Genomic DNA, 14,400 nt, shown 5'->3' with positions numbered 1-14,400 from the left:
ATCAAGTTATTTTGATTGTTTTTTCTTTTGACAGAAGCCCTTCTTCTGATATAATGGTGTAAGAGTGGCGAGGAGGGAGTAGTACCGAATGGAAGAGAGAATTGAACGAATTAAGAAGCAATTGCATGCAGCGAGCTATAAGTTAACACCACAACGTGAAGCAACGGTTCGTGTGCTGCTAGAAAATGAAGAAGATCATTTAAGCGCAGAAGATGTTTACCTCCTTGTAAAAGAAAAGTCGCCAGAGATCGGACTAGCAACCGTCTATCGAACTTTAGAGTTATTATCTGAGTTAAAAGTTGTTGATAAAATTAACTTCGGAGACGGTGTTTCACGCTATGACTTACGTCAAGAAGGTGCACAGCGTTTCCATCATCATTTAATTTGTACACAATGCGGTGCTGTACAAGAAATTCAAGAGGATTTACTTGGTGAAGTGGAGAAAAAAGTAGAACGAGACTGGAGCTTTAAGGTAAAAGACCATCGTTTAACTTTCCATGGGATTTGTAAAAATTGTCAAGAAAATGAAACGGATGAAAAATAACCTTTTCCTATTTAGCTAGGAAGAGGTTTTTTTATTTGAATTTAGGTATAAATCGCAGAAAGCTTGGCATATGTTGTAATAACATATATTTTGGAGGAGTTTACAATGCGCCGAGCTTTAAAATTAACTTTTGATGGGATGAAAGTATTTTTATTATTTACAGGTTGTACGATTTTGTTTTATTTCGCTATACTATGGATAAATGAAGAATATGAAAGTTATCATCGTTATGAAAAACCAAAAGAAGAGACAGTAGAAAAAGTATCAGGGAATGAGGAACCAGCAAAAGATGCTTTCGTAAATAGAATGATTTTTTTCTATGAAAATGGGGAGTAGTGCAGATTGGAAGATCAATTAAAAGATTTTATTCATTATATGATTGTTGAAAAAGGGTTAGCTAAAAATACAGTTGTATCCTATGAGCGTGATTTGAAAAGTTATGTGAAGTATTTACAACATGTCGAGCAAATCAAAACATTTCACGAAGTGACAAGGATACACATTGTGAATTTTTTGCAGTATTTAAAAGAGAACGGAAAATCATCAAAAACGTTGGCACGCCACATTGCCTCTATTCGTTCGTTTCATCAGTTTTTACTTCGTGAACGAGTGGTAGAACATGATCCATCTGTACATATTGAAACACCTCAAGGTGAGCGGAAATTACCGAAAGTATTGTCAGTGAGTGAGGTAGAGGCATTGCTTCAAACGCCAAAAGAGACAAGTGCATTCGGTATTCGCGATAAGGCTATGCTAGAGTTATTGTATGCAACAGGACTACGTGTTTCCGAATTAATTGCACTAAATTTAGAGGATGTTCATTTGACAATGGGATTTGTTCGCTGCGTCGGAAAAGGGAATAAAGAAAGAATCATTCCGCTTGGAAGCTTAGCAACGGAAGCAATTCAGCGGTATATTGAAAAGGGAAGAAAAGAATTGATGGGCAAAAAAACAGTAGATGCACTTTTTTTGAACCATCATGGCAACCGCTTATCACGCCAAGGTTTTTGGAAAATTTTAAAACGACTAGCAAAAGAGGCGAATATAGAAAAAGAGCTTACGCCGCATACTTTGCGTCATTCGTTTGCGACACACTTATTGGAAAATGGAGCGGATTTGCGTGCTGTACAAGAAATGCTGGGACATGCAGATATTTCAACAACACAAATTTATACGCATGTTTCAAAAGCTAGATTAAAAGATGTATATAAACAGTTTCACCCGAGAGCATAATGATTATGCTCTTTTTTTATTGTAATGTAAGGCGGGAGTGTAAGAGTTAGGTAGTTTTGACGATTCGCATTCTAGTAATTATAGAATGCATTTTGAAAATGGAAAATAAGTAGAAAAAAGCACTTCACAAAAACTTCACAAACATTTCTTATATTGTTTTCAGCAGGAGGCTAGAATACGACTAGTCTTTTCCTCTATACTAAGTAGAGTATGAAGGAGGAAATGATAATGAAAAAACTGATAATTACGTTATTTATTGCGATGCTAGCATTAGCTGGTTGTAATACAAAGAAAGAAGAAGCGCCGAAAAAAGAGAAACTTGAAGAAGTTAAAGTAGCAGTTCAAACAAACCCGAAAGAAATTAAGCCAAATGAAAAAACAGAAGTACAGGCACTTGTTACGCAAGGAAAAGAAAAAGTAACGGATGCTGACGATGTGAAGTTTGAAATTTGGAAAGATGGCGAAGAAAAACATGAAATGTTAAACGGTAAGCATAAAGGGAAAGGTGTTTATGCGGTAGAGAAAACATTCCCATCTGACGGCGTGTATCATGTTATTGCACATACAAATGCACGTGAAATGCATGTTATGCCAGAAGTGAAAATTGCTGTAGGAAATGCAAAAGTTGAGGATACGAAGAAAGAAAATGGTGGTCATGAAGCAGGACATGGCGATCATAAGAGTGATACGATGATTCACCTTATGGCTGGCGATGTAAAAGCAAATGCTGAATCAACAATGAAAGTTCATTTGAAACAAAAGGAAGAAGCATTAACTGGAGCTGAAGTACAACTTGAAATTTGGAAAGACGGCGTGGAAAAACATGAGTTTATTCCAGCAAAAGAAGGTAATAAAGGCGAGTATGAAAGCAAACATACGTTTAAAGACGCAGGTGCTTATAAAGTGAAGGTTCATGTGAGAAAAGGTGAGCTTCACGAACATAAGGAAGAAACAGTAGAGGTAAAATAAGGAGCGGCTCTTTAGAGCTGCTTTTTTCTGTAGGTTAATGAAATATATCATAATTTCATTAGCACTTCTGTGCAGAATGGATTACAATAGAAAGTGTGACAAAAATAAGAATTTCTACGAAAATGTATTAAAAAGAAAGCGTAAACATGTTATGATATCAGTATGAGATGTCTGACATCTGACTTAGAAAAAACAGGAAAGTTTTTTGCTTCGTTTGAAAATAGAGCGAAGCGGGTTGGAGAATGGCTTGAACAAGTGTTTTAGTTAGTGGGGAAACGAGAGAATTCTTACTGATAACAGTTTCACTTTACAACGTTTTGAACATACTACAAGAAGTAGAACTGAACATATAGGAGGTTGCAGTTATGAATAAATATAAACGTATTTTCCTAGTCGTAATGGACTCTGTAGGAATCGGAGAAGCTCCAGATGCTGAAAAGTTTGGTGATGTAGGTTCTGATACAATCGGTCATATTGCTGAACATATGAATGGATTACAAATGCCAAACATGGTGAAATTAGGCCTTGGTAATATTCGTGAAATGAAAGGGATTTCTAAAGTAGAGAAGCCACTTGGTTACTATACAAAAATGCAAGAAAAATCTACTGGTAAAGATACAATGACAGGCCACTGGGAAATCATGGGTCTTTACATCGATAAACCATTCCAAGTGTTCCCGGAAGGATTCCCAAAAGAGTTACTTGATGAGTTAGAAGCAAAAACAGGGCGCAAAATCATCGGTAATAAACCTGCTTCTGGAACAGAGATTCTTGATGAACTTGGTCAAGAGCAAATGGAGACAGGTTCTTTGATCGTGTATACTTCTGCTGATAGCGTATTACAAATCGCAGCTCATGAAGAAGTAGTACCACTTGAAGAGCTATATAACATTTGTAAAATTGCACGTGAGTTAACACTGGACGAAAAATATATGGTGGGCCGCGTTATTGCTCGTCCATTCGTTGGAGAACCAGGAAACTTCACACGTACACCAAACCGTCATGACTATGCGTTAAAACCATTTGGTCGTACAGTAATGAACGAACTAAAAGATAGCAATTATGACGTAATTGCAATTGGTAAAATTTCTGATATTTACGATGGGGAAGGCGTAACTGAATCTCTTCGTACAAAATCTAATATGGATGGAATGGATAAGCTTGTAGATACATTGAATATGGACTTTACAGGTCTTAGCTTCTTGAATTTAGTTGATTTTGATGCGATGTTCGGTCATCGTCGTGATCCTCAAGGATACGGAGAAGCATTGCAAGAATATGATGCACGTCTTCCAGAAGTATTTGAAAAACTAAAAGAAGATGATTTATTAATCATTACAGCAGATCATGGTAATGATCCAATTCATCATGGTACTGACCATACACGTGAATACGTACCATTACTAGCATATAGCCCAAGCATGAAAGACGGCGGACAAGAATTAACACTTCGCCAAACATTTGCTGATATTGGTGCGACTGTAGCAGAAAACTTCGGTGTGAAAATGCCAGAATACGGAACAAGTTTCTTAAACAACTTAAAGAAATAAGGGGGACAACATAATGAATCGTGAACTTATTACAAAATCAGCTTCATACTTAAAAGAGAAATTCCAAGAAACACCACAAGTAGGACTTATCCTTGGATCTGGACTAGGTGTCTTAGCAGATGAAATCGAAAATGCTGTAACAGTACCATACAGCGAAATTCCTGAATTTCCAGTATCAACTGTAGAAGGTCATGCAGGGCAGCTTGTATTTGGTACACTTCAAGGTGTTACTGTAGTTGCGATGCAAGGACGTTTCCATTTCTACGAAGGATATGACATGCAAAAAGTAACATTCCCAGTTCGTGTTATGAAGGAACTAGGTGTAGAAACAGTTGTTGTAACAAACGCAGCTGGTGGTGTAAATACATCATTTGAACCAGGCGATCTTATGTTAATTTCAGACCATATTAACTTCATGGGTACGAATCCATTAATCGGACCAAATGATGCTGAAATGGGCGTACGTTTCCCTGATATGTCTACATCGTATACGGAAGAGCTTCGCGAAATGGCAAAACAAGTTGCGGAAGACTTAAATATTAAAGTGCAAGAAGGTGTATACGTTGGAATGACAGGTCCTGTATACGAAACACCTGCTGAAATTCGTATGCTTCGTACACTTGGCGGAGATGCAGTTGGTATGTCTACTGTACCGGAAGTTATTGTAGCGCGCCATGCTGGTATGAAAGTACTTGGAATTTCTTGTATTTCAAACATGGCAGCTGGTATTTTAGATCAGCCACTTCATCATGATGAAGTAATTGAAACGACAGAACGTGTGAAATCTAATTTCTTAGCATTAGTAAAAGCAATTGTAAAACAAATGAAGGGGTGAGTTTACAATGAGAATGGTGGACCTAATTGCCAAAAAACGTGATGGACATGCATTAACAACAGAAGAAGTGAAATTTATTGTAGAAGGCTATACAAATGGTGACATTCCAGATTATCAAATGAGCTCATTCGCAATGGCAATTTTCTTCCAAGATATGGATGATCAAGAGCGTGCCGATTTAACGATGGCAATGGTGAATAGCGGCGATACAATTGACTTATCAGCGATTGAAGGAGTAAAAGTAGATAAGCATTCAACGGGCGGTGTTGGTGATACAACTACGCTTGTATTAGGTCCATTAGTGGCTGCTTTAGATGTACCAGTTGCTAAAATGTCTGGTCGAGGATTAGGGCATACAGGCGGTACAATCGATAAATTAGAAGCAGTACCAGGATTCCATGTGGAAATTGAAAATGATGAATTTATTCGTCTTGTAAATGAAAATAAAATTGCAGTTATCGGACAAAGTGGAAACTTAACACCTGCTGATAAAAAGTTATATGCACTTCGTGATGTAACAGCGACAGTAAACTCGATCCCTCTTATTGCGAGCTCTATTATGAGTAAAAAAATTGCTGCTGGTGCAGATGCAATTGTACTTGATGTAAAAACAGGTGCAGGTGCATTTATGAAAACGGATGAAGATGCAAAACGTTTAGCAGAAGCAATGGTACGTATTGGTAATAATGTTGGTCGTAAAACGATGGCAGTTATTTCTGATATGAGCCAACCGCTTGGCGAGGCAATTGGTAATGCATTAGAAGTACAAGAGGCAATTGATACATTACAAGGTAAAGGACCAAAAGACTTAGAAGAGTTATGTTTAACACTTGGAAGTCAAATGGTATACCTTGCTGGAAAAGCTTCTTCTTTAGAAGATGCGCGTGAAAAACTAATCGAAGTAATGAACAATGGAAAAGCGTTAGAAGCGTTTAAAACGTTCCTGGCAGCGCAAGGCGGGGATGCTTCTGTTGTTGATGATCCTTCTAAACTGCCACAAGCACAATTTAAAATTGAAGTAGAGGCAAAAGAAGATGGATACGTATCTGAAATTGTTGCAGATGAAATTGGAACAGCAGCAATGCTTTTAGGGGCAGGCCGTGCAACGAAAGAATCTGAGATTGATTTAGCTGTTGGACTTATGCTTCGCAAAAAAGTGGGCGATAGCGTGAAAAAAGGTGACTCACTTGTTACGATTTACGCGAATCGCGAAAATGTAGAAGATGTAAAAGCGAAAATTTATGAGAACATGAAAATTGCGAAAGACCATGTTGATGCACCGAAACTCGTGCATGGCATTGTAACGAAATAAGCTAAAAAGCTAAGGAGCCTTCTCCTTGGCTTTTTTTACTGTTTTTTGTTTATAATAATAATGGGTGAAATTATGATTAAAATTTGTGCAGTAACGAAAGAAGATGAAGTATTATACGATGTTTCGTTAGAAGAAACAGGACGAGAAGATATCGCATGGTATTGGCTTGATTTATATAAGCCAACAAAAGAAGAGTATACATACATTTTACAAAAACATTTTAAGTTCCATCCCCTTGCGATTGAAGATTGTGTAGAATATGTACAGAGACCAAAAGTGGATTTCTATGATGGATATAACTTTTTAGTTCTCCATGCATTTGGAGAAGATGGATTAGAGCCACATGAGATCGATCTATTTGTTAGTGATCGTTATATTGTCTCTTTCCATTTTTCACATAATAATGCGATTGAAAGAGTGTGGACAACACTTGGCGAGAGGAAACGTATCAAGAAGAGTCCCCTCCATGTAGCACATACAATCATTGACCAAATTGTGGATGACTACTTTGCACCTGTTTATTATATTGAAGATCATTTAAATGCGATTGATGATAATTTAACAGGGGATACAGCAGGGCGTGTACTAGAAGAAGTATTCGATATTCGTACGGACTTATCTAAGCTTAGACGTACAATTATACCGATGCGTGACCTCTTGTATCGTATTTTAAATTCAACTCGGTTTTACGGTGTAAGTGATCATGAAATTTACTTTAAGGATATACATGATCATTTACTAAAGCTTTCTGAAATGATTGAAGCAAGCCGAGAATTAACAGCTGATATTAGAGATAGCTATTTTTCATTGAATTCGCATCATATGAACAATATTATGAAAACATTAACGGTTTTCTCGACCATCTTCATGCCATTAACATTTATTGCAGGGGTGTATGGGATGAACTTCGCGCATATGCCAGAGTTAGCAGGGAAATATAGCTATTTTATTTGTTTAGTTATTATGGCGTTAATTGGTGGAGGAATGATGGCCTGGTTCTATAAAAAAGGATGGTTTAAGTAAAAAAACGCCGAGGGGATTCCCCGGCGTTTTTTCTAGCCAATAGCATGTAACACAAACATGGCTAAGAATAGGCATGTAATGATATACATAGACGGTGCGACTTCTTTATGCTTTCCAAGAGCAATCTTCAAAATAGGATAAGCAATAAATCCGAACGCAATGCCATCAGCGATACTATATGTGAGCGGAATCATAACGATAATTAAGAACGCTGGAAATCCTTCTGAAAAGTCGTTTAGAGGGATTGCCTGAATGTTTGTAATCATTAGACCGCCAATAATAATTAAGATTGGTGCAATGGCACTATCAGGAATTAATTTTACAAACGGAAGAGCAAACAGTGATGCAAAGAATAACATCCCTGTAACGATAGACGTCAGACCTGTTTTACCGCCTGCTGTAATACCTGCGGCACTTTCTACTGTTGAAACGGTAGGACTTGTGCCAAATAGACCACATGTCATTGCTGAAATTGCATTTGCTTGATAAGCACGTGGAAATTTACGGTCATCTTCTAATAATCCGTGTAAAAGTCCCATGTTCTCAAAAATAAGCACCATGCTTAAGGAAAATGTTGCAATCCAAAACGGTAAGGAAGAAAGTTTCCCAAATGACATAGCACCAAACACATCCCCGTAGTTAGCGAATGAAAATGAGCTATTTCCTACTTGGCTTGTATCAACAAGACCAAATAGCCATGCAATACCGGTTCCAATTGCAATCGTCCATAAAAAGTTCCCACGTACGTTACGAATAAATAACACAAGTGCCACAATAAGAGTAAGCAGTGTTGCCAAAACAACAGGACTACTTAATTTTCCTAATGCAACAGCAGTGTTCGGATGCGAAACGACAAGACCGCCTTTTTGCAAACCAATGAAAGCTAAGAATAAACCGATACCGACAGTAATCGCTTCTTTTAATGACTTTGGAATTGATAATGAAAGCGTACGAGCAATCGGTGTAAACGCGGCGATTGCAAAAATAATACCGGCGATAAAGACAGCTGCTAATGCTTCTTGCCAACTTAATCCAAGCGTATGCACAGCTGTGTACGTGAAGAATGCATTTACACCCATACCTGGTACAAGAATAGCAGGTGCATTTGCCCAAAATGCCATCATTAGACATCCGACAAATGAACTAAAAACAGTTGCCAAAATTCCTGCTTCAAGTGGAATGCCGGCATCTGATAAAATGGAAGCATTGACAATCATAATATAAACAATTGTGAAAAATGATGTTGCTCCAGCTAATATTTCTTGCTTTGGTGATGTATGGTGTAGGTCTAATTTAAATGTTCTTTCAAGTATTCCTTTCATGTTAAACCTTCTTTTTCATATCCCTCTCCCACCCGTGATATCTCTTTTGTAAAGAGCTCACCGTCCTTTATTATATCAGAACATAATCTTTTTACAATAAATAAAATGAGAACGTTTACTTAAAAGGTAACTGGTGCTATAAATATGTGAAAATGGCACGGACATTAGAGATGATTTCTAGTTCTCCAGATTGAATTGGAGGAGCAGCTTGTGCGTGTAAAGTAGCTTGAGACATAAATTCACGCGGTGTTTGTGCTGATTCTTCAACGAGTGAAAGTGGGACGGGATTAATATTTAAATTATACGAACTCGCAATTGTACGAGCTTTTTCTTGAGCGTGCTGGACTGCTTGTAATAGTGCTTGTTGATAGTAAGCGTTTGGATGGGAAATGCGGAAGCGTAATCCTCTTGCTACATTTGCTCCATTTGTAACGGCTATATCATATACTTCCCCAGCTTTTTGTACATTTAAAACGGTAATTTCATACAAATGCTCTACTCGGTACCCTTGTAACAATGCTTTTTCGTTTACGTATTCATATTGAGGAGTAATTGTATAGGAAATGGTTTCTATATCCTTATCAGCGATACCGATTTGTTTAAGTGCAGCAAGTAATTGTTTAGATTGGATTGCATTTTCCTCCTGTGCTTGTTTCACATCTTTATTATCTGTTCTAATACCAATTGTTAATACAACGACATTTGGTTTCGCTTTTATAACTCCTTCTCCTTGTACAGTAATAGTTGCTTGTTTTCCATTGCGGATATCGGGTGAATAGGGATTCATGCCAACTTGCATTTTTGCTCACCATCCTTTCTATATGTATATGAACAAAAGAGAGAGAAAATTGTATGTAAAAAGTTACATAATTGAGAATCAAAAGGAAAGAAAGCATATACAATGTAGGTATTTATAGATTATAATATGTGTAAATATGATAAAAAAGGGTCGAGGCTAGTGAGCGAAAAAAGAGAAGCACTGATTTTAGATTTATCTACATCATTTCGAAAGATGATACGTTTATTACAAAATGATATTAATACACGTTTTTCAGAGCATATGCCATATAATGAATTTTCTGTATTGCGTGCATTATTTTTGAAAAGCCCACAAATGGCTTCGCAAATAGCTAGTGAAGTGAACGTAACATCCAGTCATATTACAGCAGTAACAGATCGTTTAGTTAGAAAAGGTTTTGTAACAAGAAAACGTTCTGATTCAGACCGTCGTATTGTGTATTTGGAGATTACAGAACATGGAAAAGAAGTTACACAAGAACTTGAAGCTGTACGTAAAGAATACTATAAAGAAAAATTTAAAGGGTGGAGCGATCAAGAGATTGAGATGGTATTAGAACTATTTGGTCGCGTACTATAATTACAATAAATGAGGGTAGGGGGGCAAAGTGCTTTCCTATCCTTTTTCTTTTGAATAAAAATATTTTGAAACTCCAATACTTTAAGTAAAAAGTATCGGAGGGAAAATAATGAAATACATCGTTTCATTTGTAATTATTATTGGAAGTTTTATATGCTCTAGCACATTAATTTATGCAAAAACACCAATCCAAGTTGTTCAAAAAGAACTGCACTATATTGCGAGTGATCAGCCCGTTTTATATTCGAAATTATGGGTTCGTTCTATGCAGAATACTATTCTTTTTCACCATAGTAATAATATTCGTGAGCAAGATACACTGCGCAATGTCACAAATTCTTCTCTCGTAAAAGTAAAACAACTTTCACTTGAAAAGGCTTCGCATTACATCCCGAGGTTATCTCAATACGTCTCTAAATTTGAAAATAAAAATGTTCAAGTGTATTACGTTGCTGTTCGTTATGAAGTGAAAAAAGAAAATCCATATCAATTAAATGGAATGAATTATTTTCTTCAAGTGTTTGTGCAGGAACAAGGAGATTGGAAAGTTGCTGAAAGTATTATAGCACCGACAGATCAAATGATAGAGAATGGCGATGGATTTGGAATGAAAGAAGAGAAGGGATATGGGAAAAGAAGAGAGAGTGTGAAATAACCTCCTCGGGTGAGGAGGTTATTTTGCATATAAAGAGAGCTTCTGTTTTAACAGTCGGTACAAGGTAACATATGTTAGTAGGCCAGAGCCTATAAAGTAGATATAGTAAAGAGGCAAAGAATTACTGCCATCAGTAAAAACAACGCCGCCAAGAAGTGCGAAGCAAATAGAAGTACAGATTAAGAAATACTTATGAAGTTTTGGGTATAACAATATTTTTCCGTTATGCTCATTAGGCGCACGCGTATATAAATAAGATCCTAACGGAAGACAAATTAGTATATAGATAGCGGGACTTAACAATGTCCAAACAGATGGGATGTGATGATAAGTTGGTCCCGTCTGTAGGTCTCCAAATTCATCTTTAAAAGGTCCATTTTGTGGGTCATAGTTATAATGAATATGAAAATAATTAAGAGGAGCTACAACACTTACATTTTCTGTATAATGGGCATATTTATTGTAATTATAATTGTACTCTTCTTGTGATAAATCTACATGTAATGCGAAAAAAGGGAACGTAAGCCTAAAGATGTATAAAGGTAAAATGATCATAATATAACTTAAAGCGCCTTGTGAGATTACGTTCCCTGTAATTGTTCCAATAAAGAGTGTGAACGTATAGACTGCAATAAGCGTAATGATTGTATATACAAAGTACAAATGAAAAGGTGAAAAGGATTGATACTGAGCATGTATCGTATTCCTATAGATGATATACATAAAAAGCCAACTGAGGCTCAGTGCGCCCACAATATGAACGATACCTAGTAACCATTTCGACAAAAATAGATGTGAACGTTTAAATGGCATAGACCATAAGAAGTCAATGCTTTGATTATTGCGTTCCCGTCCTATTAATAGAATAGCTAATCCCATTAATAGAAGAGCTGGGAATAGTATGCCAGCTCCTTGTAAAAAATACCCGTAATAAGTATCTGTTGTTTTGCGTAAATATTCAGCCCTATGCTGAGCGTCCGTGTAATATTTATATGGTAAGACGTATAAAGTGCTTAGCCAAAAGAGCCAAATTACATATTTTCCTTGTTTATAATTCTGTATCCATAAAGCTTTATGAAACATATATTTACCTCAATTCATACTTATTTTCCTCCAAAAGAAAACTTCAATTTTAATAGACGTGTAAACACAAAGTAACTAATGATAGCAGCTAGGAAAAATCCAATATAATAAGAAAGGAGTGCATCTCGTCCTCCTAATATTCTACCGCCAAGCAGTCCGAAGCATAGAACAGTGCAAAGCATGAACCACTTTTGTAACTTAGGGAACAATAGTATTTTTCCCTTTTGTTCGTTAGGTGTACGTGTGTACAGAAAAGTTGCGATCGGTAACAAGGTAATAATGTAAGTAAATGGCGTTAATAGTGTCCAAGGAGAAGGGATAGAAGTATGTTCCATTGGATCGTCCTGTGGGACACTAGAAAGTTTATTTCCTTGGTCATCAAATGTTTCTATCGGGTGGTAATCAAAAGTAATTGAAAAAGATTCTAATGGTGAAATGATGCCTACATGTTGTAAGTACTCATGAGTATGTCGCTCTATTTCTCCCATTGCCTCTAAAGACCATTGTGTATGGGTATAAATGAATCCAGAAATTAATAATACGGAACCGTATGGTAAAAATAATAAAATTGCCGTTAAGCTACTTTGCGAGAAAATATGTCCAGTAATGGTTCCGATAAATAAGGTGAATGTATAAATAGCAATGAGTACAACCGTAGCATATAAAAAGTAACTATGGAACGGAGTAAAGATTTGATACTCATTGTGAAACGACATGTTTTTTATTCCGTACATGCTAATCCAGCAAACAATTTGCACTGTAATAATATTCAAAACGCCAAGCAACCATTTTGTTAAAAAAATATCTTTTCGTTTAAAAGGCATCGAGAATAGAAAATCGGTTGATTGATTGTTACGTTCCCACCCAATTAAAAGACAAGCAAGTGCAATAAGAGCAGCTCCTTGAAAGAGGACGGCACCATCAGATGTCTGAAAATAGTAGGAGTAGTAATACGTATAGTCATCAAGCTTCATTTTTGATTGGTTTATCTCCATTTGTGCTGCTTGATAATATTTATAAGGTAGCTGATACAAACTAATTAACCAAAACAATAAAACAATATATTTCCCCTGTTTCCATTGTCGTATCCATAAAGCTTTATGAAACATGCGAATCCTCCTCAAATGTTGTGACAAATATATCTTCGAGTGACATTTGTAATTCTTCTAGTAACAGAGGTTGCTCTTTATGGAATTTTTCTAACGTAATTGCTACATTGCTTTCAATTAAAATGGTATATACTTTTCCTGTTTGATTTAATATTTTTATATTATTTAAATTTTCTAGTTTTTGCGGCAATGAACGTTCGTAGGCAACTTGTATTTTTGCGTAGCGAGATTTTGTATCTTCTAACGCTGTAATCGAAGCAATCGTATGATTTTTTAAAATAATAACCGTGTCTGCAATTTTTTCCACTTCATCTAAATGATGAGTAGAAATGAGAATGGTAATCTCCCGTTCTGCCACTTCTTCAATTAAAAATTGCAAAAATTGTCTTTTTACAATTGGATCAAGTCCATTGGTTGGTTCATCTAAAATAATGTATTCTACACCTGTACAAAAAGCTAAAATAATAGCAAGAAGTGCTTTCATACCGCGTGAGTAGCTACGAATGCGTTTTTCAGGTAGATTGAAGCGCCCTAGCAGCTGATAAAAATATTCTTCATTAAAGTTTGTATAAACAGTCTTATAAAACTTCGCAATTTCTTTTACTGTATATCCACTTAATATATTAGTAGAATCCGGTACATAAGCTACCTTCTGCTTAATTTCTGGATGTTTATGAACATCCATATCATCATATGTAACAGTTCCGTCATCCGGATCTAAAATCCCAACAAGCGTCCGAAGTAAAGTGGTTTTCCCCGCACCGTTCCTTCCGAGTAATCCAACAATACTTCCTTTTTGTAATGTGAAAGAAATATTGTCTAAAATGACTTGGTTATCAATTGTTTTTTTGATGTTCGTCACTTTTAGCATCTGTATTCCCTCCCAGTTCTTTATAGTATGAGTCTATCCAGTCGTGAATTTTTTCTTTCGTAATTCCAAGATAAGAAGCTTCTAGTAATAGTTGGTGAAATTGTTTTTGGACCATAGCAATTTTCCTTTCATCCCATGTCGGTGTAATCGATTGAGAGACAAATGTACCTTTTCCTCGCAGTGTTTCAATAATTCCTTGTCGTTCTAATTCTTGGTACGCTTTGCTTACTGTATTCGGATTAATGACAAGAAGTGAAGCAAGTTCACGTACAGATGGTAGTTTATCGTTTGGTGCTAACATGCTTTTTAGTACGAGTTCTTTTATACTTTGAACAATTTGTTCCCATATCGGAGTGCTGCTTCTTGGATCAAGTTGAATGTGCAAGAGCAATGTCTCCTTCCTGATGAAATTTAAGTGTACTACTAGATGTAATACACTTAATACAATATATATGATAGATTTGTTTGTCAACACAAATTTATAGAAAAATATGGTATAAAAACATATTGTTTGGA

The 14,400-nt window shown here is 36.2% G+C and carries 16 protein-coding genes; 10 read left to right on the top strand and 6 right to left on the bottom strand.

Translation table 11 applies throughout. The features are described 5' to 3' along the window. The first annotated feature begins 88 nt into the window (after positions 1-88). From fur to corA, 8 genes are all read left to right on the top strand, one after another. Positions 89-544 carry a ferric iron uptake transcriptional regulator gene (gene fur, locus C564_RS0116740; RefSeq protein WP_000392653.1) on the top strand — a complete coding sequence of 152 codons (456 nt, stop codon included), beginning with the start codon at positions 89-91 and terminating at the stop codon, positions 542-544. 105 nt (positions 545-649) lie between these two features. Further along, positions 650-880: a YqzK family protein gene (locus C564_RS0116735; RefSeq protein WP_016116176.1), complete on the top strand. Its 231-nt coding sequence runs from the start codon at positions 650-652 to the stop codon at positions 878-880. A gap of 6 nt (positions 881-886) precedes the next feature. Continuing rightward, on the top strand, positions 887-1,777 hold the full coding sequence (xerD, locus tag C564_RS0116730) for a site-specific tyrosine recombinase XerD (protein WP_003208345.1): 891 nt from the start codon (positions 887-889) through the stop codon (positions 1,775-1,777). A gap of 228 nt (positions 1,778-2,005) precedes the next feature. Next, a complete protein-coding gene (locus C564_RS0116725) occupies positions 2,006-2,746 on the top strand; it encodes a FixH family protein (RefSeq protein ID WP_018766098.1) in 741 nt (246 codons plus the stop codon). A gap of 365 nt (positions 2,747-3,111) precedes the next feature. Continuing rightward, positions 3,112-4,296, top strand: a complete 1,185-nt coding sequence (deoB, locus tag C564_RS0116720; RefSeq protein WP_018766097.1) for a phosphopentomutase — start codon at positions 3,112-3,114, stop codon at positions 4,294-4,296. A gap of 13 nt (positions 4,297-4,309) precedes the next feature. Continuing rightward, on the top strand, positions 4,310-5,131 hold the full coding sequence (locus C564_RS0116715; RefSeq protein WP_006095881.1) for a purine-nucleoside phosphorylase: 822 nt from the start codon (positions 4,310-4,312) through the stop codon (positions 5,129-5,131). Between the two features lie 7 nt (positions 5,132-5,138). Then, a complete protein-coding gene (locus C564_RS0116710) occupies positions 5,139-6,443 on the top strand; it encodes a pyrimidine-nucleoside phosphorylase (protein WP_018766096.1) in 1,305 nt (434 codons plus the stop codon). Between the two features lie 60 nt (positions 6,444-6,503). Then, positions 6,504-7,466, top strand: a complete 963-nt coding sequence (corA, locus tag C564_RS0116705; RefSeq protein ID WP_003208351.1) for a magnesium/cobalt transporter CorA — start codon at positions 6,504-6,506, stop codon at positions 7,464-7,466. Positions 7,467-7,498: 32 nt separating this feature from the next. On the opposite strand, the gene C564_RS0116700 is transcribed toward corA, so the two are convergent. Beyond that, entirely contained in the window at positions 7,499-8,788 is a 1,290-nt protein-coding gene (locus tag C564_RS0116700; RefSeq protein ID WP_003200043.1) for an NCS2 family permease, read from the bottom strand. A gap of 136 nt (positions 8,789-8,924) precedes the next feature. After that, entirely contained in the window at positions 8,925-9,587 is a 663-nt protein-coding gene (locus tag C564_RS0116695) for an SIMPL domain-containing protein (RefSeq protein ID WP_003200046.1), read from the bottom strand. Positions 9,588-9,746: 159 nt separating this feature from the next. On the opposite strand from C564_RS0116695, the gene C564_RS0116690 reads away from it, so the two are divergent. Both C564_RS0116690 and C564_RS0116685 read left to right on the top strand, forming a co-directional pair. After that, positions 9,747-10,166 carry a MarR family winged helix-turn-helix transcriptional regulator gene (locus tag C564_RS0116690; RefSeq protein ID WP_006095879.1) on the top strand — a complete coding sequence of 140 codons (420 nt, stop codon included), beginning with the start codon at positions 9,747-9,749 and terminating at the stop codon, positions 10,164-10,166. A gap of 109 nt (positions 10,167-10,275) precedes the next feature. Continuing rightward, positions 10,276-10,821 carry a hypothetical protein gene (locus C564_RS0116685; protein WP_006095878.1) on the top strand — a complete coding sequence of 182 codons (546 nt, stop codon included), beginning with the start codon at positions 10,276-10,278 and terminating at the stop codon, positions 10,819-10,821. An 18-nt stretch (positions 10,822-10,839) separates the two neighbouring features. On the opposite strand, the gene C564_RS0116680 is transcribed toward C564_RS0116685, so the two are convergent. The 4 genes from C564_RS0116680 to C564_RS0116665 are packed head-to-tail and all read right to left on the bottom strand — an operon-like array spanning position 10,840 to position 14,269. Next, positions 10,840-11,904, bottom strand: a complete 1,065-nt coding sequence (locus C564_RS0116680) for an ABC transporter permease subunit (RefSeq protein ID WP_018766094.1) — start codon at positions 11,902-11,904, stop codon at positions 10,840-10,842. Positions 11,905-11,924: 20 nt separating this feature from the next. Continuing rightward, positions 11,925-13,013: an ABC transporter permease subunit gene (locus C564_RS0116675; protein WP_018766093.1), complete on the bottom strand. Its 1,089-nt coding sequence runs from the start codon at positions 13,011-13,013 to the stop codon at positions 11,925-11,927. Then, positions 13,003-13,884, bottom strand: coding sequence for an ABC transporter ATP-binding protein (locus tag C564_RS0116670; RefSeq protein WP_018766092.1), 882 nt, complete (start codon positions 13,882-13,884; stop codon positions 13,003-13,005). The genes C564_RS0116675 and C564_RS0116670 overlap by 11 nt, the downstream gene beginning before the upstream one ends. Then, a complete protein-coding gene (locus C564_RS0116665; protein ID WP_018766091.1) occupies positions 13,850-14,269 on the bottom strand; it encodes a GntR family transcriptional regulator in 420 nt (139 codons plus the stop codon). Before C564_RS0116665 ends, C564_RS0116670 begins: the two co-directional genes overlap by 35 nt. Positions 14,270-14,400: the final 131 nt, after the last annotated feature.

The sequence above is a fragment of the Bacillus sp. 105MF genome, assembly GCF_000374885.1.
In the GTDB taxonomy this organism is placed as follows: Bacteria; Bacillota; Bacilli; order Bacillales; family Bacillaceae_G; genus Bacillus_A; species Bacillus_A pseudomycoides.
The sequence above is the reverse complement of the archived record's forward strand: the minus strand, read 5'-3'. Positions and strand labels throughout refer to the sequence as shown.